Raw genomic sequence first — 20705 nt, forward strand, 5'->3', positions numbered from 1 at the left:
GGTGCAGGTGAGGGACCGGCGTCGTGCTCCGGGCGGGGACTTCAGAGACGCAGGTGCGCGAGGACCCGGTCGAGGAAGGCCTCGCAGCGCACGAGCTGGTCGAGGTCGACAAACTCGTCCGGGGAGTGCGCCTGGGCGATGTCGCCGGGACCGCACACCACTGTGGGGATGCCGCCCTGGTCGAACAGGCCGGCCTCGGTGCCGTACGCGACCTTCTCGCCCGACGCCGTGCCGCCCCACTCGGTGGCGAGGCGCACCACCTCCGAGTCCTCGGCGGTGTCGAGGCCGGGGGCGGAGGCCACCACGCGCAGGTCGATGCGGGCCTCGGGATTCTCCGCCTGCATCTCGCCCTCGAGGCGGTGCAGCTCCGAGCGGAAGCGGTCGACGAGGGCGTGGGAGTCGACGGCGGCGATCGAGCGGAACTCGAAGTGCAGGGTGCAGGCGGCAGGGACGGTGTTGACGGCGATGCCGCCCTCGATGAGGTTCACGGTGCAGGTCGTGTACGGGACGTCGAACGCGTCGTCGTACGGGCCCTCGTCGCGGAACTCCTCGGCAACGCCTCGGACGAACCGGGCGAACGCGGCGGCGTACTCGATCGCATTGACGCCCCGTGGGGTGAGGGACGAGTGGGCGGCCACGCCGTGGAACTCGACACGGAAGAGGTTGATGGACTTGTGACCGTGGATCACGCGCATGCTCGTGGGCTCCCCGACGATGCACGCGCGGGGTCGCAGTTCGCGGCCCACCATGTCCTTGACCAGGCTCTCGGCGCCGAGGCAGCCGATCTCCTCGTCATAGGAGAACGCGAGGTGGAGGGGCTCGCGCAGCGGCTGTGCGGCAATGTCCGGGATCCGGGCGACGACCGCGCCCACGAAGCCCTTCATGTCGCACGCCCCGCGTCCGTACAGCCGGCCGTCACGGATCTCCGGCTCGAACGGTGCGCTCGACCAGTCCTGCCCGTCCACCGGCACCACGTCGGTGTGGCCGGACAGGACGATGCCGCCGTGGGTGGAGCCGTCGGCCGCCGGGAAGGTGGCGATGAGGTTGGCCTTGCTGCCATCCTCGTTGGGCACGAGCACCGGCTCCACCCCGTGCCGGCGCACCTCGGCGGCGATGACATCGATGAGCGGCAGGTTCGAGTCCCGGCTCGTCGTGTCAATGGCCATGAGCCGGGTAATCCAGTCGAGCGTCTCCCGTGAGACGGCAGCTTCAGTCGAGTCCACGTTCCGGTCCTAGCGTTTGCAGGGGTCTCAGCGTTCGGAAATTACCCTATCCCCGCGGATCCAGACCGCGGAGGGTAGGGGCCCGACGCGCTGGATTTCCGCGTCGTACCTGCTCCGCAGGCGGACCCCGTGCTTAGACTGGCGCTTCAGAGGACCGATAGGGGCTCGCGCCCACCGCCGTACGGCCCGCTCGGGCGGGCCCGACATCATGGAGGAACTGCCATGGATCGGATCGAGATCGCTGGGCTCCAGCTCAGCCGGAGGAAGCTCCTCGGCATCGGCCTGGGCACCCTGAGCGCGGGCGCGCTCGCCGCGTGCTCCAGCTCCCCGTCGCTCCCGGCATCGTCCGGCTCGGCGAGTGCCGGGGCCGGGGGCAGCTCGGGCTCGGTGATCGACCTCGCCGCGTATGACGCGGTGCTGTCGAAGGGCGCTGTCGCTGATGCCTCCCTCGTGGACGGGAACGAGTGGGCCAAGGCCATCAAGGCGCGCGGCTCCATCAACCGAGGCGGCACGGACACCTCGTCGCTGTTCTCGCTGCGCGACCCGGCGACGGGGAAGGTGGCAGGCTTCGACGCCGGCATGTCCCAGCTGCTCGCGAAGTACATCACCGGCCAGCCCAAGGAGAACCTCAGCCAGGTCACGGTGGACACCCGCGAGACCCTCCTGCAGAACCAGTCCGTGGACCTCGTCATCGCCACCTACTCGATCACCCCGGCCCGCCAGCAGAAGGTGGACTTCGCCGGCCCGTACTACGAGTCGAAGTCCGCGATCCTCGTCAAGACGACGAACACCACCATCAACTCGGTGGACGACCTCGCCGGCAAGAACGTCGCCACCCAGGCGGCGAGCACCGGCGTCGCGCTCCTGCAGAAGTACGCGCCCAAGGCCAACGTGCAGACGTTCGACGACAACCCGAAGTGCCTCGCCGCCGTCCAGCAGGGCCGCGTCGACGCCTACGTGATCGACCAGTCGATCCTGCTCTCCGACGTGGCCAAGAACAAGGACGTCAAGATCGTCGGCGACCCCTTCGGCAACGCGGACCCCTACGGGATCGGGCTGCACAAGGGAAGCGATGCCCTTGCATTCGTCAACGCATGGCTCAAGGTGATGGAGGGGGACGGCTCCTGGGCCGCCCTGTGGAAGGCCACGGTGGGCCAGGTCGTCAAGACGGATCCGCCCAAGCCGCCGGCCATCGCCTCCTGACCGGCGCGCCATGGAGGAGCTGTTCACCACCTACCTGCCGGAGCTGCTCGACGGCCTCTGGATGACAGTGAGGCTCACGGCGGTCAGCTTCCTGGGCTCGCTCGTGCTCGGCACGATCATGGCTGCCTTCCGGATCAGCCCCATCGTCCCCCTGCGCGCCGTGGGCCGCGTGTACGTCGAGCTCTTCGTGAACATCCCGCTGATCAGCCTCCTCGTCGTTGTGACGTTCGGGCTTCCCGACATCGGCATCACGTTCGACCTGTTCACGTGCGCGGCCCTGTCCATGACGCTCCTGGGCGGGGCGTTCACGTGCGAGGCCATCCGCACGGGCATCAACGCGGTCTCCGTCGGGCAGATCGAGGCGGCGCGCTCGATAGGCCTGGACTTCTCCGGCGTGCTCCGGCATGTCCTGTTCCCCCAGGCCTATCGGAGTGTGGTCCAGCCGCTGGTCAACGTCTTCATCGGAATCCTCCTGAGCTCCTCGCTCGCGGGGGTCATCGGCGTCAAGGACCTCACCCTGCAGGTCTCCGAGATCAACAACCAGGCGGCCCTCGGGCTCACGGCCTACGTCATCGTCGCATTCGCCTACGTCATCATCTCGCTGCTCGCGGGGGGCGTGGGAGCGCGGCTCGAGAAGCGGTGGAGGGTCCAGCGGTGAGCACCCAGGAGCACATCTTCGACGCCGTGGGCCCGAGGGGCCGGCGTGCCATCCGCGTCGTGACCGTGCTCAGCATCGTCGCGATCGTGGCCATTGCCGTCCTCGTGGTGCTGCGCTTCGGGCAGGCCGGGCAGCTGGCCGCGGACCGGTGGGCCGAGTTCACCCAGTGGCCCTACATCCAGTTCCTCCTCGCAGGTCTGGGCAACACCGCCCTTGCGGCGGCGGCATCTGCCCTGTTCGCCATCCCCACAGCGCTACTCATGGCCCTGGCCCGCACATCCCACCGGGCCTGGCTGCGGATCCCCGCGGTGGCGTACGTCGAGTTCTTCCGCTCGGTGCCGCTGCTGCTCGTCGTGTACGTCTTCGTGAGCGGGCTGCCCACGTACGGGATCAACCCGGACATCTTCTGGAAGCTCGTCATACCGATCGCGCTGTGCAGCTCGGCGGTGATGGCAGAGATCTTCCGCGCCGGCATCCTCGCGCTCCCTGCGGGCCAGGTCGAGGCGGCCCTGAGCATCGGGCTCCAGCACTCGCAGGCCACCCGCTACGTGGTGCTGCCGCAGGCGGTGCGGATCGTCGTGCCCTCCATGGTGGCCCAGCTCGTGGTGCTCCTGAAGGACACGACCCTCGGCTACGCCGTGAGCTACCCCGAGCTGATGAAGACGGCGAACAACCTCACCGCCTACACGAGCCACCTCATCCAGACCTTCCTCGTCATCGCCGCGGTCTACGTGGTCAGCAACATCCTCATCTCGCACTTCGCGCGGTACCTCGAGCGGCGGATCTCCGGCCGCACCGCGCGGACGGGACGCCGCGCCGAGGAGCAGCAGGCGACGCCGGCGACCATCGGCTGAGGCCTGTCGGAGGGCCGCGCTAGGCTGAACGCATGGCTGGCAGCAACGCATTCAGCACCAAGGGCGCCTACGTGCACACGGGCGAGGAGTTCACGCGGGACACCAACTACATCGAGGACCGCATCACCCGGGACGGGACGTTCCCTCCCGGGACTCCGGCCCCCGAGGGAGCCCAGGCGTGGGCCGCCGAGGCCGGCCGCTACCGGCTCATCGCCGCCCGGGCCTGCCCGTGGGCCAACCGGACGGTGATCGTCCGCAGGCTGCTCGGCCTCGAGGATGCCATCTCCCTCGGCATGCCCGGCCCCACCCACGACGCCCGTTCCTGGACGTTCGACCTCGACCCCGACGGGCACGACCCGGTCCTGGGCATCGAGCGGCTCCAGGAGGCGTACTTCCGACGGTTCCCCGACTATCCCCGCGGCATCACCGTGCCGGCCATCGTGGAGGTGTCCAGCGGCGCCGTCGTGACCAACAACTATCCGCAGATCACCATCGACTTCGAACTCGAGTGGACCGCGTTCCACCGGGAGGGCGCCCCGGACCTCTACCCCGAGGCGCTCCGTCCGGAGATCGACGAGGTGAACGACCGGGTGTTCAAGGACGTCAACAACGGGGTGTACCGGTGCGGCTTCGCGGGCTCGCAGGCTGCCTACGACCGTGCCTACGCGCGTCTCTGGGACGCGATGGACTGGCTCGAGGATCGGCTCACCGGCCAGCGGTACCTCGTGGGGGACACCATCACCGAGGCCGACGTGCGGCTCTTCACCACGCTTGCCCGCTTCGATCCCGTCTACCACGGCCACTTCAAGTGCAACCGCAACAAGCTCAGTGAGATGCGCGCTCTGTGGGCGTACGCACGGGACCTGTTCCAGACCCCCGGGTTCGGAGACACGATCGACTTCGTGCAGATCAAGCAGCACTACTACATCGTCCACGAGGACATCAATCCCACGCAGATCGTGCCGGATGGTCCCGACCTCGCCAACTGGCTCACTCCCCACGGCCGCGAGGCGCTGGGCGGCCGCCCGTTCGGCGACGGCACCCCGCCAGGACCTCCGGCAGCCGGGGAACGCGTCGCGACAGGCCACAACCCGCTCTACCCGCCCGCCCCGTGAGCGGAGACGGCGCGGAGCACCCGATGCCGCCGCGCATCGCGGTCACCTGGGCGGACAGTGCAGCCTCGCACACGGCGGCGTTCCACGAGGAGCTGGCCGTGCTGACAGCGAACGCTGCGGCGGGCCTTGAAGCGGCGGGGGCGAGCGCCGTCGTGCTCGACTCCGCGGCGGCCGAGCTGCCGCGCGCTGAGGAGTTCGACGGCGTGCTGGTCATGGGCGGGGGCGATGTGGACCCGGCGCTGTACGGCGGCGATACAGCGCACCCGAGCATCGACGGCGTGGACCGGGGCGCGGACGACGCCGAGGTCCGGCTCGTGCGCGGTGCGCTCGCCGCGCGCCTGCCGGTCCTGGGCATCTGCCGAGGACTCCAGCTCGTCAACGTGGCGCTCGGCGGCACCCTCATCGAGGACCTGGGCCCGACGGGGATGCACGACGACCACGATGCCCCGGCAGGACCGATGCCGCTCCACGACGCGGTGATCGCGCCGGGCACGCTGCTGGCCTCCGCGCTTGGCGGCGCCGGCACCGTCCGCGTCGTGTCCGGCCACCATCAGGCCGCCGGGCGGATCGGCGAGGGCCTCCGCGTCAGCGCCGAGGCGCCGGACGGCGTGGTCGAGGCCATCGAGTCAACCGACCCCGGCGTCTGGCTCCTCGCCGTCCAATGGCACCCCGAGGACGCCCAGACCCGCACGGCGGCTCCGGGCCAGCTCGAGGCGATCCTCGGCGCGTTCGTCACCGCGGCCGGTGAACGGGCGGAATCCCGGACTCCTCTCAGCCGGCAACGAACTCCGTGATCCGGGCGAGTACTCCGGCGTCGGCGAGGATCCGCTGGTGGCCGAGGCCGCTGGTCTGAAGGAACTGCGCGTGGCCGGTGTTGGCCGCGACCAGACGGCCGGCTTCGGTGGCCGGCACGCGGCGATCACCGGTGTCGTGCACCACGAGGAGCGGAACCGCCGCCGGGAGGGGATGGCTCACCGCGGAGAAGCGCCCGTAGACGTCCGGCTCGGTGGGGAACACGCGTCGGGCGAACCGGCCCCGGAGCGCGTCCGCTGCCGGGGCCGAGAGCCCGGTCGCGGTGGCGAACGACGCGACAAGGTGGCCGGCATCGGCCATCCCCGCGACGGTTGCGACGCGACCCGCGCCGAGTCCCTCCGCGACCGCGACAAGCGTGGCGAGGGAGCCGAAAGAGTGGGCGACGACGGCCCCGAACGGCCCATGCATGCGCTCGAGCTCGCGCATCGCGCCCATGAAGTCGAGGATGAACGTGCCGCGCCCCGGGGATTCGCCGTGGGCCGGGGCGTCGAACGCGACAACGGTGAGCCCGGCGTAGCGCAGCTCCCGCACGAGCGGCGCAAACTGCGATGCGCGGCCGCCCCAGCCGTGGACGAGGAGCACCGGGCGCTCGCCGGACCCCCACCGGTACGTGACCGCGCTGCCGCCATGCCCGTGCAGGCCGGGCACGGGGACCCGCGACCAGTCGGCGGCGAGGTGGGTCTGCTCCTCGCCAGGGTTCACCGCCCGCCGAGGGCCGACGCGCATGAACAGGGGGAAGGCTGCCGCTGCGGCGACGCTGGGCGGGAGGAGCGAGATTGCACGCAGCAGCGGGGCTGCGGGAGTGCCCGGGGCCGGCAGGCGGTCGCGGCGCACGACGACGGTGGACTGGCTGAGCATGGCGGCCTCCCGAGATGGGATCAGAGGAGAGCATAATCTATACGGACGGTCGTTCATATTTATTTCTATACGGACGATCGTACGCTTAACCTGACGGGGGGCAAGGGCCGGAAAGGTGGAGTGCGGTGGAGATCCAGGAACGCATCGATGGGCGCCGGGCCCGCGGAGAGCAGTCGCGTCGGGCCGTCTTGGTCGAGGCGGTTGACCTCGCATCGGTCGAGGGGCTCGAGGGGCTCACGATCGGGCGGCTCGCAACGGCGGTCGGGGCCAGCAAGAGCGGGGTCGGCGCGCTCTTCGGAACCAAGGAGGGCCTCCAGCTGGCGACCGTCGAGGCGGCCCGCCAGATCTTCGTGGAGCACGTGATCACCGCCGCGCGCGGCGAGCCGAGGGGCCTGAGGCGACTGTGCGCCGTCGTGCGCCTGTGGCTCGACTACTCTCGCCGCCGGGTCTTCGCGGGAGGCTGCTTCTTCCAGTCCACGGCCGTCGAGTTCGACGCCCGTCCCGGTCCGGTGCGGGACGCACTGGCGGCGGCGCTGCGGGACTGGGACTCGTACCTCGCGCACGCGGTCCAGACCGCGATGGACCTCGGTGAGCTGCCGGGCCTGCACGACGCAGCGCAGCTCGCGTTCGAGATCGACGCCGTGTTCAACGAGGCCAACAACCGCTCGCTCCTGCTCGGTACGGACGTGCCCTACGGGCGCGCCCGGGCGGCGATCGAGGCCCGGCTCGCAGGGCTGGGGGCGGATCCGAGCGTGCTCGCCGTGCTGCCAGACGTGGGGGCGGGGGGATAGATCAGCGAGAGACAGCAGAGTAGGGGGCTCCCCCGACGAGGGAGCCCCCTACGTACGCCTGCAGGGCGCGCGCCGGAGCTGCTATCCCGCGTTGATATACATGCACTGTGACTCATCCCCAGCTTGCCCGGCGGCTCGGGCTCGCTGACGCCGTCGTGATCGGCCTCGGCTCGATGATCGGCGCCGGCGTATTCGCTGCGTTCGGGCCGGCTGCCCGTGCCGCGGGGTCGTGGCTGCTCCTTGGCCTGGCGATCGCCGCCGTCGTGGCCTACTGCAACGCCGTGGCGTCCGCGCAGCTCGCTGCGGCCTACCCGACCTCGGGCGGGACCTACGTCTACGGGCGCGAGCGGCTCGGGCCCTGGTGGGGGTTCACCGCCGGGTGGGGGTTTGTGATCGGCAAGACCGCCTCGTGCGCCGCGATGGCGCTGACCTTCGCCAGCTATGCCGTGCCGGGCGCGGAATGGCTCCAGCGTCTCGTGGCCGTGGCCGCCGTCCTCGCGCTCGCGGCGCTCAACTATCGGGGCGTGACGCGCACCGCGCAGCTGACGCGAATCCTCGTGACCATCACGCTCGCGGCACTGGCCGTGCTGGTGATAGGACTCTGGGCGAGCGGGCATGCGGGCCTCGGAGCCATCGCCTCCGCAGCCGGTGAGCCGGCAGGATCCGGCGGGGTGTATGGGGTCCTGCAGGCCGCGGGGCTGCTCTTCTTCGCGTTCGCGGGATACGCGCGGATCGCGACGATGGGCGAGGAGGTCCGGAACCCGCGCACGACCATCCCGCGGGCGATCCCGCTCGCGCTGGGCATCGCCGTCGTGGTCTATGCGGTGGTGGGTGTCACGGCCCTTGCGGCCGCAGGCCCGGCTGGCCTCGCGACGTCCGCTGCGCCGCTCGCGGACGCCGTGCACACCGTCGGCCTCGACGGGCTTGGACCGGTGGTGCGTATCGGCGCGGCAGTCGCGAGCCTCGGCGCGCTGCTGGCCCTCATCGCCGGGATCGGCCGGACGAGCCTGGCCATGGCCCGTGAACGCGACCTGCCCGCCTGGCTCGGTGCGGTCCATCCCGTGCACAGGGTGCCGCAGCATGCGGAGCTGGCGCTCGCCGTCGTCGTGAGCGTGCTCGTGCTGGCCACAGACCTGCGCGGGGTCATCGGCTTCTCGTCGTTCGGGGTGCTCGTGTACTACGCGGTCGCGAACGCCTCGGCCTTCACCCAGCCCGCCGCGGACCGGCGGTGGCCGCGCTGGCTCAACGTCGTGGGCGCGCTAGGGTGCCTAGTACTCGTCGGGGCGCTCCCCTGGCAGTCGGTCGTGGCAGGCGTGGTGATGTTCGCGATCGGACTCGTGGGACGCGCCGTCGTGCTCCGGCTGCGGCGCCCAGAGGCCGCCTGAGCAGTCCGGAGCACGACGGCGCGGCCCAACTCACCCGCGAAGGTACACAGTCGTGGTGTGCGTGAAGAATTCCTTTGCGGCCGCGCCCTGCTCCTTGGGGCCGTAGCCGGACTTCTTCGCCCCGCCGAACGGCACGTGCGGGTCCGCGCCGGCCGATTCGGAGTTCACGTGGAGGATGCCGACGTCGAGCGTGTCCACCGCGTCGAGCGCCGTGGCGATGTCCCGCGTGAACAGGGCGGCGGTCAGCCCGAACTCGGAGTCCTCCGCGAGGGCGAACGCCTCGTCGGTCGAGGCCGCGCGGCGGACCGCGAGCACCGGCCCGAAGAGTTCCTCGCGCCAGACGATGTTGGTGGAGGCGCCGGCTTCGGGGACCTCGAGGACCGTAGGCGGCACGTACGCCTCGCCGCTCGGCGCCTGCCCCCGGTAGGCCACCCCGGCGCCGTCGGCCTCTGCGGCGGCGACGGCGTCGCGCACGCCCGCAGCTGCCGACGGCGTCACGAGCGGGCCCATGTGTGTCCCGGGGTCGCTGGGGTCGCCCACGCGCCACGCGTCGAGGCGCTCCGAGAGCTTCGCGAGGAACTCGTCCGCGACTTCCTCGGCGACGATGAGCCGCGACGTCGCCGTGCACTTCTGCCCCGTCGAGCGGAACGCTCCGAACAGCACCTGCTCCGCCGCGAGGTCCAGATCCGCGTCCGCGAGCACGATCGCCGCGTTCTTCCCGCCCATCTCGCCCTGGAACGGGACGCCGCGTGAGGCGGCCTCGCCCGCGAGCATCCGGCCCACACCCGTGGAGCCGGTGAACGAGAGCCCGTCCAGGTCCGGGTGCCGCACAAGGTCAGTGCCCAGCGCGCCCGGCCCGATGACGAGGTTGAGGACCCCGGCGGGCAGCCCGCCTTCCACGAGGGCCTCCGCGAACCGCATCGCGAGCAGCGGCACGGTCGACGCCGGCTTCCACACCACCGCATTCCCGTACACGAGCGCCGGGGCGATCTTCCACGCCGGGATCGCGATGGGGAAGTTGAACGGGGTCACGATGCCGACGACGCCGAGCGGCTTGCGCGTGACGAGGATCCTCTCGCCCCGACGCGGGGAGGCGAAGTGCTCCCCGGCCGTGCGGTCGCCCTCGCCGGCGTAGTAGCGCAGGATCTGCGCCGCGCGCAGCACCTCGCCGCGGCCCTCAGCGAGGGTCTTGCCCTCCTCCCGGGCCAGTTCGAGTCCGTACTGGTCCGCGCGGGCCTCGAGCGCGGCCGCCGCTCGGGCCAGGACGGCGCCGCGCTCGTGGATCGGCGCACGGCCCCACTCCCGCTGTGCGGCGCGGGCGGCGCTCATCGCACGCACGACGTCGGCCGCGACGGCTTGGGTGCCTTCGGCCACCACTTCCTCGGGTCGGGCAGGGTTGACCGAGGTGAGTGTCGCGCCGTCGCCCGCGACCCACTTCCCGCCGATGAGGAGGCGCAGCGCGACCGGTGCCGGCGCCGCCTGGAGGATCAGGCCGCCGTCGTGCGCGGTATCTACAGCCGCGGTCACCGGAAGGCCGCCTCTCCGGTGAGCTTCTGGCCGAGGATGAGGGTGTGGACCTCGTCGGTGCCCTCGTAGGTGCGCACGGATTCGAGGTTGTTGGCGTGGCGCAGGGGCGAGTGCTCGAGTGTGATCCCGTTGCCGCCGAGGATGGTGCGGGCCTCGCGGGCGATCTCGATGGCCTCACGGCAGTTGTTGAGCTTGCCGACGGAGATCTGGTGGTGCTGGAGTTTCCCGGCGTCCTTGAGCCGTCCGAGGTGGAGGGCGAGCAGGAAGCCCTTGTTGATCTCCAGGGCCATGTCCACGAGCTTGGCCTGGGTGAGCTGGTAGCCGGCGAGCGGCCTGCCGAACTGGAGGCGCTCCTTGGAGTAGGCCAAGGCGTCCTCGAAGGCGTCCCGGGCGGCGCCCATGGAGCCCCAGATGATGCCGTAGCGGGCCTCGTTCAGGCACGAGAACGGGCCCTTGAGGCCGCCGGCGTTCGGCAGGACGGCGTCGTGGGGGAGGCGGACCTCGTCGAGCTCGATCTCGCACTGGATCGAGGCGCGCATGGAGAGCTTGGGCTCGATCGGGGTGGCCGTGTAGCCGGGAGTGGCTGTGGGGACGACGAAGCCGCGCACCCCGTCGTCCGTCATCGCCCAGATGACCGCGACCTTGGCGACGTTGGCCAGGCCGATCCAGCGCTTCTTGCCCGAGAGGACCCAGTCCACGGTGGGGCCGGTGCCGTCGCGGCGGGCGTAGGTGGTCATCGAGCCGGGGTCGGAGCCTGCGGTCGGCTCGGTGAGGCCGAAGCAGCCGATCGCCTCCCCGGCCGCCATCTGAGGCAGCCACTCGTGCTTCTGCTCCTCGGAGCCGTGCTTGTGGATCGCGGACATCGCGAGCGAGCCCTGGACGGAGACGAAGGTACGCAGGCCGGAGTCGCCAGCCTCGAGCTCGGCGCCGGCGAGGCCGTACTCGACCGCGGAGCGGCCGGCGCAGCCGTAGCCGTGCAGGTGCATGCCGAGCAGGCCGAGGCTGGCCATCTCCGGCACGATCTCCAGCGGGAAGCGGGCCTCCTCGTACCAGCGCGCGATGTTCGGCTTGATCTCGGCCGTCACGAATGCCCGGACGCGGTCGCGCAGGGCAACCTCCTCGTCGGTGAGGAGGGTATCGAAGGAGATGAGGTCGGCGGGGTCGGGGAGTCGCTCGGCAGAGCCGGCGGCGCTCGCGGCGGTGTCCGGGGCAGCGAGGCTGGCGGTGGCGGTCATCGGGTGGTTCCTTTCACGTTGTGGGGTCTCTGGCAGCTTGTTGTGGGGTCTTTGGCGGCCGGTTGCGGGGTCTTTGGTCGTGACCAGGGACCCCGCAACGCCCCGCCAGGGACCCCGCAACACCGGAGGGGTGGGGGAGCCGGCGGGTGGGGGAGCCGCTGGTGCGGCTACTCGCGGAGCCAGCGCACGACGTCGGCCGTGTCGGCTCCCAGCTCGGGCGGCGCCTGGGTGCGGGGCGGCAGCGGCGGGGTCCAGGTAATGGGGTGGCGGACCTGCCGGCCCACCGCGGCCCCGGAGCGGTCGCGGACCTCGATGGTCGGCTCGAGGCCGAGGGACTCCGCGTAGTCCAGGCCCTCGCCGATCCCGGCCACACGCCCGCAGGGGATCCCGAGGCCTGCGAGCTTGTCCTGCCAGACCTCCGCGGAGGCGGCGGCGAGGCCCGCCTCGAGCAGCGGGACCAGCTCGCCCCGGTGCGCGACCCGCGCCTTGTTCGTGGCGAACCGCGGGTCCGCGGCCAGCTCGGGGGCGCCGATCGCTTCGCACAGCCGGGCGAACTGCCCGTCGTTCCCGGCGGCCACGGCCAACGGCGCGTCGGCGGTCGCGAGGAGCTGGTACGGCACGATCGAGGGGTGGTCATTCCCCATCCGGCCCGGCGTGACGCCAGCGCCGAGGTATGCCTGGGCCTGGTTCGCCAGCGCCCCCTGCAAGGAGGAGAGCAGGTTCACCTCGACTCGCCGGCCGCGGCCCGTGCGGGCCCGCTCGGTGAGGGCTGCGAGGATCCCGATCGTCGCGTCTTTCGCGGTGAGCACGTCCACGAGCGCGACGCCGGCCTTGACCGGTCCGCCGCCCGGCACCGTGTCCGGGTGGCCCGTGATGGACATGAGCCCGCCGAGGGCCTGGACGATGAAGTCGTACCCGGGCAGGTCCCGTCCGCCCGTGGATCCGAACCCCGAGATCGAGGCGTACACGAGCCCCGGGTTCTCCTCCGCGAGCGCCTCATATCCGAGTCCGAGCTTCTCGAGGCCTCCGGGCTTGAAGTTCTCCACGAGCACGTCGGCCCGCAGCGCGAGCTCCCGGGCCAGAGCGAGGTCCTCGGGGTCGGCCAGGTCCAGCTCGACCGACTCCTTGTTCCGGTTCACGCTCTCGAAGTAGGTTGCCCCCGTCGCAGAGAACGGTGGTCCCCAGTGCCGCGTGTCGTCCCCGGCGCCGGGCCGCTCGACCTTCACCACCCGCGCCCCGAGGTCCGCGAGCGTCATCGACGCCAGCGGCCCCGCGAGCACGCGGGAGAAGTCCGCCACGAGGATCCCCTCGAGCGGGGCCGTGCCGGCGGGAATGCCACGAGTTGTGGACAATACCTCCTGCCGTAGACGGAGGTTTTGTCCAGAAGTGGTGGTGTCCTCGGGGTCCCCGGCGGGCGACGGCGCGGAGCTCACGAGAGCGCCCCGCGGATGGCGGCCTCGAGCACGTCGAGTCCCTCCGCGAGGACCTCGGGCTCGGTGACAAGCGGCGGGAGCAGGCGGATGACGTTGCCGTGGGTGCCGCACGTGAGGGTGAGGACGCCGGCGGCGTTCGCGGCGGCGGCAGCGGCCTTCGCGATGTCCGGACGCGGGCCCGAGGCGTCACCGAACTCGAGGGCCATCATGGCGCCCCGTCCACGGACGGAGACGATGCCCGCGCGAGCCGGCCCGGCGGCGTCGTGCGTGAGGAGCGGCTCGAAACGCTCCCGCACCGCGTGCTCGATGTGCCGTGCCCCGGCGAGGAGCGAGCCGTCCTCGAGGAGCTCGAACACCGCGAGCGCGGCCTCGCACGCCACCGGGTTGCCGGCGTAGGTCCCGCCCAGACCCCCGGCGTGGACGGCGTTCATGAGCTCGGCGCGCCCGGTGACGGCAGAGAGCGGGAGGCCGGCGCCGAGCGCCTTCGCAGACAGGGTGATGTCTCCTGCGACACCGTCGTGCTCGGACGCGAAGAGCGCGCCGGTGCGGCCCATGCCGGCCTGGATCTCGTCGATCACGAGGACGATGCCGTGCCGCGTCGCGATCTCGCGCAGCCCCGCGAGGAAGCCGGGGGCGTGGACCACGAATCCGCCCTCGCCCTGGATCGGCTCGATGACCATCGCGGCGAACGTCTCCGGGCCCGCCTCGGCGAGGACCGCCTCGACTCCGGCCAGCGCCTCGTCCACGAAGGCCGCCGCGCCGGCGGCGTCCGCGGGGGCGAGGTGCGCGGGAGCGGTCGGGCCGCGGAACACCGAACCGGGGAGCGGCCCGAAGTTGAGGCTGTACGGGTTCTCCTTGGCCGTCATGGCCATGGTCAGCTGCGTTCGTCCGTGGTAGGCCTCGTCGAAGACGAGGACGTTGGGGCGCCGGGTCGCTGAGCGGGCGATCTTGATGGCGTTCTCGACCGCCTCGGCGCCGGTGGAGAACAGGGCGGTGCGCTTCTCGAACCCGCCCGGGGTGTGCTCGTTGAGCCACGCGCACACCTGTACGAAGGAGGAGTACTCGGTGACCATGAAGCACGTGTGGGTGAAGCGGGAGAGCTGTGCCGCCGCGCGCTCCGCCACCCGGGGGTTGGCGGCTCCCACGCTCGTCACCGCGATCCCCGAGGCGAAGTCGATGATCCGGTTGCCATCCACGTCCACCAGCAGCGAGCCCTCCGCCCGGTCGATGAACACGGGCACGGTCACGCCGAAGCCCTCCGTGACGTGGCGCCGGCGCTCGGCCTCGAGCTCGCGGGAGCGCGGCCCGGGCAGGGGGGTGGCGAGCAGCCGCGCCCGCTGGGGGACTGCGGAAGGGCTGGCGACGGTGGCGTCGGTCGTGGCGGTCATGGAGTCCTCCCGGTGGGATGGGGGTGTGTGGTTGAGACCACAGTAGGGGCGTCCGGCCCTGTCGTCCTTGGATGTTCCGGCCAATAATTGGCTCTGATGGGACCTAATGCACAACCGATGATTCAGGCGGGAGGACGCGGGTGATCACTCTCGCCCAGCTTGCCGAGGCCGCCCACGGCGACCTCGTCCCGTACTGGCCCGTCCCGCTCCCGCGGGTCGAGCTCACAGGCGTCCATGTCTCCGAGCTCGAGGACCCCACAGTGTTCCTCGACGGCGGCGAGCTGCTCCTCACCGTCGGGATGCAGCTCGCGGGGCTGGACGCGCCAGCGCGGGCCGAGGCGGCCCGGGCCTATGTGGCCCGGCTGGTCGAGGGTCGCGTGGCCGCCCTCGGACTCGGCCTCGGCTCGGGCCACAGCATGGTCCCCGATGAGCTCCGCGCCGCATGCATCGAGGCCGGCCTCCCGCTGCTGACCGTCCCGCGCGAGTCGCCGTTCCTCGCGGTCTCCCGGGCCTACTGGGAGCTCGTGCGCCGCGGGGGAGAGGCGGAGCTCACCGCCCTCCTCGGGCTCCAGGTGGCACTCACGCGCGCCGCCGCGAAGGACGACGCCGAGCCGGCCATTGTGCGCGAGCTCGCCCACGCTCTCGGCACCTGGGTGGCCTACCTCCCGGAAGGCGACGGCCCGGCGTCGTGCACGCCCGCGGGGGGCAGCGGCGAACTGCCGCCCGGGCTGCTCGACGAGCTCCGGCGCGAGGCGGCCGCCCTCCAGACCGGCGGCCGGGGTGCCACCGCCACCGTCCACCTCGCCTCAGGCCCGGCCTCGCTCTATCCCGTCTCGGATGGGTACGGGCCCGTCGCGTACCTTGCGGTGGGGCGCGGCGGACAGCTGGCACCCGCCGAGCGGCACCTGTTCCTCACCGCCTCGACCCTGCTCGCCCATCGGGCGGCTGCCCTGAGGCACGCCGACGAGGAGCGCTCCCGCAGCGACGGGATGCTCGTCGCGCTTGTCCTTGCCGGGCACGACGACGCTGCGCGCCTCCTCGCGCCCCAGATGCACACCGCGCTGCCCGAGACGGTCTACCTCGTGGTGCTCGACGCCAGCCCTGGCCGCGGGGACCAGGCCCTGCCCGCGAACGCGCTCGGGTTCGAGCTCGGCGGTCTCATCTACATGCTGCTGCCCACCGAGACGCCCCGTCCGCCGCTCCCTGCCGGACTCCGCGGCGCGTGGGGAGGCCCTGTTCCGCTGCGGCGGGTGCGGGAGGTCGTCGGCCAGGTCGCCGACGCCGCCGGGCAGGCTCCCCCGGGCCGTGTGGTCCGGGTGGGGCACGGCCTCGAGCTGCCCGGCGACGAGTGGGCCGCAGCGCTCGCCGGCGCCGGCGGGGAACTGCTCCCCACGGTGCGCGCGTACCTGAGGAACCGGGGGCAGTGGGAGGCGACGGCGCGCGATCTCGCCGTCCACCGCAATTCAGTGCGCCACCGCATCAGCAGGGCATCCGAGCTGCTTGGGGTGGACCTCGACGACCCGGATGTGGCCGCCCACCTGTGGCTGGCCCTCCGAACCGGTTAAGTCACGCTCCTGATGTGTCGAAGTAGACACAAAGAATCTGCTCTACGAAACGAATCGACACGTAAATGGGAGCATCATAGATATATCGACATTTGAACTGCTAGTTACCTCCGGACCCAGGAGCCGTCATGGCAAGCATTTCCCCCACCGCCGCACCCACTACCTTCAAAGGCAACGACAAGCTGCTCTTGGGGATCGTGCTCGGCGTCGTCACGTTCTGGCTGTTCGCCGGCACGATGGGCACCGTCGCGCCGAACATCCTCGCCGAGGTGAACGGCCCCTATACCGATCCCGTCCACAAGACCTGGGCCAACCCCCTCGTCAACGTCGACGCGATGAACCTGGCCGTCTCGGTCACCGCGCTGTTCTCGGGCATGTTCATCGTGGTGGCCGGCGGCCTCGCCGACCGCGTCGGCCGGGTGCGCATCAGCCTCATCGGCAACGGGTTCGGCATCCTGGGCTCGCTCATGATCGTCCTCGCCACCGGCCCCCTCGCCCTGCCCCTCATGCTCGGCGGACGCGCGATCCAAGGTCTCTCCGCGGCGTGCATCATGCCGGCGACCATGGCCCTCGTGAAGACCTACTGGGACGGTCCCGGGCGCCAGCGCGCCGTGTCCATGTGGTCCATCGGCTCCTGGGGCGGTTCGGGCCTCGCCTCGATCTTCGGCGGCTACGTGGCCACCCTCGTGGGCTGGCGCTGGATCTTCATCGCCTCGATCGTCATCTCGATCGCCTCGATCCTGCTCATGCGCGGCACCCCCGAGAGCAGGGTCGCCCAGCAGGGCACGTCGCGCTTCGACTTCGCCGGCGTCCTCGTCTTCGTCGTGTCGATGCTCTCCCTCATGATCGTGCTCATCTTCGGAGCGAAGATCGGCTGGGGCAGCCCCGTCACCCTCGGGCTGCTGGTCATCGCCGTCGTCGGCCTCTACGTCCTCGTCCGCATCGAGAAGAGGGCGGCCAAGCCGTTCATCGACTTCGCCCTGTTCCGGAACCGCACCTTCACCGGAGCGACCATCTCGAACTTCCTCCTCAACGGCACCATCGGCCTGCTCATCGTCACCCAGCAGCTCCTCCAGATCGGCGGCGGGATGAAGGCCTCCGACGCGGGTCTGCTGACCATCGGCTACGCCATCGTGATCATTGCTTTCATCCGCTTCGGCGAGAAGCTCCTCCAGCGGTTCGGCCCGCGCAGGCCCATGATCTGGGGCTCGATGATCGTCGGCGTCGCCGTGCTGCTGCTCATGCCCACCAACCTCCTGCTCAGCCAGTACAGCTGGCTCGCCGTCGTCGCGTATGCCCTGTTCGGCCTCGGCCTGGCGTTCTACGCGACGCCGTCCACTGACGCCGCGCTGGCGAACCTCCCGGCAGACCAGGCCGGGGCCGGATCCGGCATCTACAAGATGGCCTCGTCCCTCGGAAGCGCCATCGGCGCGGCCGTCTCCCTTGCCATCTTCACCGCGTTCAGCAGCTCCGGTGCGCAGTTCCTCGGAGACGTGCTCATCAACCAGGGCCGCACCGACAACACCGCGATCCGGCAGGCAGCGGTCATGGCGCTGATCTTCAACCTCGTCATGGTGATCGTCGCGATCGTCTCGATCACGGTCACGGTGCCGCGGGGCAAGGAGCGCGCCGAGGCGCCCGCGCAGGCACAGAAGTAGCCCCACCCCCAGAAGCAGCCCATCCAGCGAACAGCGACGAGAGAAAGGCACGCAGCACCATGGCTTCCACTGAATCCGCGCGTCAGATCCTGTCCGGCCAGGACGCCCTGAGGGAGTGGCAGGAGGACCTCTACAAGGACTTCCACCTCAATCCCGAACTGAGCCACCACGAGGAGCGCACCTCGGGCATCGTCGCCGACCAGCTCGGCCAGTCCGGCTTCGAGGTCCACCGGAACGTCGGGGGCTCCGGAGTGGTGGGCGTGCTGGCGAACGGGGATGGACCTACCGTGCTGCTGCGCGCGGACATGGACGCCCTTCCGGTCGCCGAAGCCACGGGCCTGGAGTACGCGAGCCTGTCCGAGGCCATCGACGACCAGGGCGCGCAGACCCCGGCGATGCATGCCTGCGGCCATGACTCGCACATGGCAGCGCTCCTCGGGGCTGCGCGCCTGTTCAGCGAGGAACGCGCTGCGTGGTCAGGGACCCTGATCGCGCTGTTCCAGCCGGCGGAAGAGCTCGGCGACGGTGCCCGCGGCATGGTCGACGACGGTCTGGTGTCCCTGATTCCCAGGCCGGATGTGGCCCTTGCGCAGCACGTGCTCGTCCACCCCGCCGGGACGGTCGGCACGCACTCCGGTCCCTTCCTGTCGATGGCGGACAGCGTGCGGATCACGCTGTTCGGACGCGGCAGCCACGGCTCGATGCCGCACCTGTCGATCGACCCGGCTGTCCTGGCCTCCATGGTCGTGGTGCGCCTGCAGGCCGTGGTGGCGCGCGAGGTCCAGCCGGGGGAGTTCGCGGTCCTGACGGTGGGGAAGGTCGCGGTGGGGGCGAAGAGCAACATCATCGACGACCACGCCGTCCTCGAGCTGAACATCCGCACCTACAGCAAGCCGGTCCGGGATCAGCTCCTGGCGGCGATCGAGCGCATCGCCAAGGCCGAGTCCGAGGCGTCGGGCTCGCCGAAGGAGCCCGACATCGAGCTCTACAACAGCTACCCGCTCACCGACAACGATCCCGACGTCACGGCCCGGGTCACCGCGGCCTTCGAGGACTACTTCCCCGACGGCGCGGTGCAGGACTACGGCCGGCAGACCGCGAGCGAGGACTTCAGCGACGTCCCCTCGGCGTTCGGCGTGCCGTACACGTACTGGGGCTTCGGCGGCGTGGACCCGCAGGAGTATGCGGCAGCCGAGGCCGCGGGGAGGCTCAGCGAGATCCCGGCGAACCACTCACCGAAGTTCGCCCCCGTCCTCCAGCCCACTCTGACCACCGGCACGGCTGCACTCGTGGTGGCGGCGTCGGCGTGGCTCGGGAAGGACTGACGCCAAGGACGATCCGTACCGCGCGCGCCCGTTGCGCCGTACGGATCGTCCATCGCGCCCTGTGACCTGGATCCCGCATGCTGACGGGGCACTGTGATCGGCACCACGCCGATCGCCCCGATCGAACGGAGATCACGCATGCAGGCACCTGACCGGCTCGCTGCGCCCACCCGAGAAGACCACGGCGGCCCCGGCGGCCGGCGCACGGCGGAACGGACATCGGAGTCCGAGCCCCGGGCCCGGCTGAGGCCGCGACACCTGACCATGATCGCCCTCGGAGGCATCATCGGCGCGAGCCTCTTCGTGGGCTCGGGCTCGGTGATCCGCTCCGTGGGGCCAGCCGCCCTGCTCTCATATGCCATCGGGGGCGCTCTGGTCGTCCTCGTCATGCGCATGCTCGGCGAGATGTCCACGAACCGCCCCGTCGTCGGCTCGTTCATGGAGTACGCCCGTGACGGCCTCGGCAACTGGGCCGGGTTCACCATCGGCTGGCTCTACTGGTACTTCTGGGTCGGCGTCGTCGCCTTCGAGGCTGTCGTCGTCGGCCGCATCTTCCACGAGTGGTTCCCGAGCGTGCCCGACTGGACGTTCGCGCTCGCCGGAATGCTCGTCTTCACCTTCACCAACCTCATGAGCCTGCGCTCGTTCGGCGAGACCGAGTTCTGGCTCGCCTCGATCAAGGTCACCACCATCGTCGTCTTCCTCGGCGTGGGGACGCTCTTCGTCCTGGGTGTTATCCCCGGCTCCACGGGATCGATCTCCAACATCACGGACCACGGCTTCATGCCGCACGGCTGGACGGCGGTGTTCAACGGGGTCGCGGTCGTGATCTTCAGCTACTTCGGCACCGAGATCGTCACGATGGCCGCGGCCGAGTCGGACCAGCCCGCCAAGGGCGTCGCCAAGGCCACCAACACGGTCGTGTGGCGCATCCTCCTCTTCTACGTCGGCTCGGTGGCGATCCTGCTCATGGTCGTCCCGTGGGACGAACTGCCCGCGAAGGTCAGCCCCTTTGCCTTCGCGTTCGGCCGCTTCGGGCTTCCCGGCGCGGAGCAGGTGATGAACGCCGTCGTGCTCACCGCCGCCCTCTCGGTGCTGAATTCGGGCCTGTACTCGGGCTCGCGCATGCTTTTCGCCCTCTCCCGCCATGGCTACGCGCCGCGCTGGGTCGAGGACCGGAACCGGGCAGGCGTGCCGTGGAAGGCCATCCTCCTCTCGACCGTGGTGGGCTATGTGGCCATCGGCGCGAACTACGTGGCGCCCAAGGACGTCTTCGACTTCATCATGAACTCCGCGGGCTGCGTGGCGCTGTTCGTCTACGCGTTCGTGGCCGTGACGCAGTGGCGCCTCCGCAACCGGATGAGCGCCGAGGAGAAGTCGGGGCTGGCCCTGAAGATGTGGCTCCACCCGTGGCTCAACGCGGTCGTCCTGGGCGCCGTGGCCCTCATCGTGGTGCTCATGGCCTTCGACCCGGACGCCGCACCGCAGGTCTGGCTCAGCCTCGGCGCCCTCGCCCTGCTGCTCGTGGTCTACCCGTTCGTACGACGCCGCGCCAAGACCCGCGCGGCCCAGCCCGCCTGAGGCGGCACGAGCCTCATCCTCCATCGAATGCCGGGCCGGTGGCCGCGCGATGCACGCGCTGACACCGGCCCGGCAGCCGTGGTGCGCTGCGGG

The 20705-nt window shown here is 70.9% G+C and carries 17 protein-coding genes; 11 read left to right on the top strand and 6 right to left on the bottom strand.

All coding sequences use genetic code 11. The features are described 5' to 3' along the window. Window positions 1-41: 41 nt before the first annotated feature. The gene (gene argE, locus IE231_RS10020; RefSeq protein WP_229866657.1) at window positions 42-1223 is read right to left on the bottom strand and encodes an acetylornithine deacetylase; all 1182 of its coding nucleotides are present in this window, start codon (window positions 1221-1223) and stop codon (window positions 42-44) included. Window positions 1224-1445: 222 nt separating this feature from the next. Here argE and IE231_RS10025 point away from each other — a divergent pair, with 222 nt between their 5' ends. The 5 genes from IE231_RS10025 to IE231_RS10045 are packed head-to-tail and all read left to right on the top strand — an operon-like array spanning window position 1446 to window position 5847. Continuing rightward, complete coding sequence (locus tag IE231_RS10025) at window positions 1446-2426, top strand: glutamate ABC transporter substrate-binding protein (protein WP_189693799.1); 981 nt, start codon at window positions 1446-1448, stop codon at window positions 2424-2426. 10 nt (window positions 2427-2436) lie between these two features. Further along, window positions 2437-3084 (top strand): amino acid ABC transporter permease, encoded by a 648-nt coding sequence (locus IE231_RS10030; RefSeq protein ID WP_189693800.1) that lies wholly within the window; start codon window positions 2437-2439, stop codon window positions 3082-3084. Next, complete coding sequence (locus tag IE231_RS10035) at window positions 3081-3938, top strand: amino acid ABC transporter permease (RefSeq protein ID WP_201896977.1); 858 nt, start codon at window positions 3081-3083, stop codon at window positions 3936-3938. Before IE231_RS10030 ends, IE231_RS10035 begins: the two co-directional genes overlap by 4 nt. A 32-nt stretch (window positions 3939-3970) precedes the next feature. After that, the gene (locus IE231_RS10040) at window positions 3971-5053 is read left to right on the top strand and encodes a glutathione S-transferase family protein (RefSeq protein ID WP_189693801.1); all 1083 of its coding nucleotides are present in this window, start codon (window positions 3971-3973) and stop codon (window positions 5051-5053) included. Then, window positions 5050-5847, top strand: a complete 798-nt coding sequence (locus IE231_RS10045) for a gamma-glutamyl-gamma-aminobutyrate hydrolase family protein (RefSeq protein WP_189693802.1) — start codon at window positions 5050-5052, stop codon at window positions 5845-5847. Before IE231_RS10040 ends, IE231_RS10045 begins: the two co-directional genes overlap by 4 nt. On the opposite strand, the gene IE231_RS10050 is transcribed toward IE231_RS10045, so the two are convergent. Further along, on the bottom strand, window positions 5825-6724 hold the full coding sequence (locus IE231_RS10050) for an alpha/beta hydrolase (protein WP_189693803.1): 900 nt from the start codon (window positions 6722-6724) through the stop codon (window positions 5825-5827). The genes IE231_RS10045 and IE231_RS10050 overlap by 23 nt on opposite strands. A gap of 125 nt (window positions 6725-6849) precedes the next feature. On the opposite strand from IE231_RS10050, the gene IE231_RS10055 reads away from it, so the two are divergent. Further along, window positions 6850-7515 (top strand): TetR/AcrR family transcriptional regulator, encoded by a 666-nt coding sequence (locus IE231_RS10055; protein ID WP_229866665.1) that lies wholly within the window; start codon window positions 6850-6852, stop codon window positions 7513-7515. A gap of 173 nt (window positions 7516-7688) precedes the next feature. Continuing rightward, window positions 7689-8900: an APC family permease gene (locus IE231_RS10060; protein ID WP_236663594.1), complete on the top strand. Its 1212-nt coding sequence runs from the start codon at window positions 7689-7691 to the stop codon at window positions 8898-8900. Between the two features lie 30 nt (window positions 8901-8930). Here IE231_RS10060 and IE231_RS10065 read toward each other — a convergent pair whose 3' ends face one another. The 4 genes from IE231_RS10065 to IE231_RS10080 all read right to left on the bottom strand — a co-directional run bounded on the left by IE231_RS10065 (window position 8931) and on the right by IE231_RS10080 (window position 14483). Next, on the bottom strand, window positions 8931-10427 hold the full coding sequence (locus IE231_RS10065) for an aldehyde dehydrogenase family protein (RefSeq protein WP_229866666.1): 1497 nt from the start codon (window positions 10425-10427) through the stop codon (window positions 8931-8933). After that, window positions 10424-11662: an acyl-CoA dehydrogenase family protein gene (locus tag IE231_RS10070; RefSeq protein ID WP_189693805.1), complete on the bottom strand. Its 1239-nt coding sequence runs from the start codon at window positions 11660-11662 to the stop codon at window positions 10424-10426. Before IE231_RS10070 ends, IE231_RS10065 begins: the two co-directional genes overlap by 4 nt. Before the next feature lie 167 nt (window positions 11663-11829). Then, window positions 11830-13014, bottom strand: coding sequence for a CaiB/BaiF CoA transferase family protein (locus tag IE231_RS10075; protein WP_229866667.1), 1185 nt, complete (start codon window positions 13012-13014; stop codon window positions 11830-11832). A 77-nt stretch (window positions 13015-13091) separates the two neighbouring features. Then, window positions 13092-14483 carry an aminotransferase class III-fold pyridoxal phosphate-dependent enzyme gene (locus IE231_RS10080; RefSeq protein ID WP_189693806.1) on the bottom strand — a complete coding sequence of 464 codons (1392 nt, stop codon included), beginning with the start codon at window positions 14481-14483 and terminating at the stop codon, window positions 13092-13094. Between the two features lie 140 nt (window positions 14484-14623). Between IE231_RS10080 and IE231_RS10085 the strand changes: the two genes are divergently transcribed. The 4 genes from IE231_RS10085 (at window position 14624) to IE231_RS10100 (ending at window position 20612) form a co-directional block, all read left to right on the top strand. Next, entirely contained in the window at window positions 14624-16048 is a 1425-nt protein-coding gene (locus tag IE231_RS10085; protein ID WP_189693807.1) for a PucR family transcriptional regulator, read from the top strand. Window positions 16049-16176: 128 nt separating this feature from the next. Then, the gene (locus tag IE231_RS10090) at window positions 16177-17706 is read left to right on the top strand and encodes an MFS transporter (protein ID WP_189693808.1); all 1530 of its coding nucleotides are present in this window, start codon (window positions 16177-16179) and stop codon (window positions 17704-17706) included. A 59-nt stretch (window positions 17707-17765) separates the two neighbouring features. Beyond that, on the top strand, window positions 17766-19031 hold the full coding sequence (locus IE231_RS10095; RefSeq protein WP_189693809.1) for an amidohydrolase: 1266 nt from the start codon (window positions 17766-17768) through the stop codon (window positions 19029-19031). Window positions 19032-19169: 138 nt separating this feature from the next. Further along, window positions 19170-20612: an amino acid permease gene (locus tag IE231_RS10100; RefSeq protein WP_189693810.1), complete on the top strand. Its 1443-nt coding sequence runs from the start codon at window positions 19170-19172 to the stop codon at window positions 20610-20612. The last annotated feature ends 93 nt before the right edge of the window (window positions 20613-20705 follow it).

This window comes from Sinomonas cellulolyticus (genome assembly GCF_014656475.1).
Classification (GTDB): domain Bacteria; phylum Actinomycetota; class Actinomycetes; order Actinomycetales; family Micrococcaceae; genus Sinomonas; species Sinomonas cellulolyticus.

Coding starts and splice junctions, on each gene's coding strand:
- IE231_RS10025 (WP_189693799.1), top strand. CDS start 1,446: ATGGATCGGATCGAGATCGCTGGGCTCCAGCTCAGCCGGAGGAAGCTC.
- IE231_RS10030 (WP_189693800.1), top strand. CDS start 2,437: ATGGAGGAGCTGTTCACCACCTACCTGCCGGAGCTGCTCGACGGCCTC.
- IE231_RS10040 (WP_189693801.1), top strand. CDS start 3,971: ATGGCTGGCAGCAACGCATTCAGCACCAAGGGCGCCTACGTGCACACG.
- IE231_RS10050 (WP_189693803.1), bottom strand. CDS start 6,724: ATGCTCAGCCAGTCCACCGTCGTCGTGCGCCGCGACCGCCTGCCGGCC.
- IE231_RS10060 (WP_236663594.1), top strand. CDS start 7,689: ATGATCGGCGCCGGCGTATTCGCTGCGTTCGGGCCGGCTGCCCGTGCC.
- IE231_RS10070 (WP_189693805.1), bottom strand. CDS start 11,662: ATGACCGCCACCGCCAGCCTCGCTGCCCCGGACACCGCCGCGAGCGCC.
- IE231_RS10080 (WP_189693806.1), bottom strand. CDS start 14,483: ATGACCGCCACGACCGACGCCACCGTCGCCAGCCCTTCCGCAGTCCCC.
- IE231_RS10090 (WP_189693808.1), top strand. CDS start 16,177: ATGGCAAGCATTTCCCCCACCGCCGCACCCACTACCTTCAAAGGCAAC.
- IE231_RS10095 (WP_189693809.1), top strand. CDS start 17,766: ATGGCTTCCACTGAATCCGCGCGTCAGATCCTGTCCGGCCAGGACGCC.
- IE231_RS10100 (WP_189693810.1), top strand. CDS start 19,170: ATGCAGGCACCTGACCGGCTCGCTGCGCCCACCCGAGAAGACCACGGC.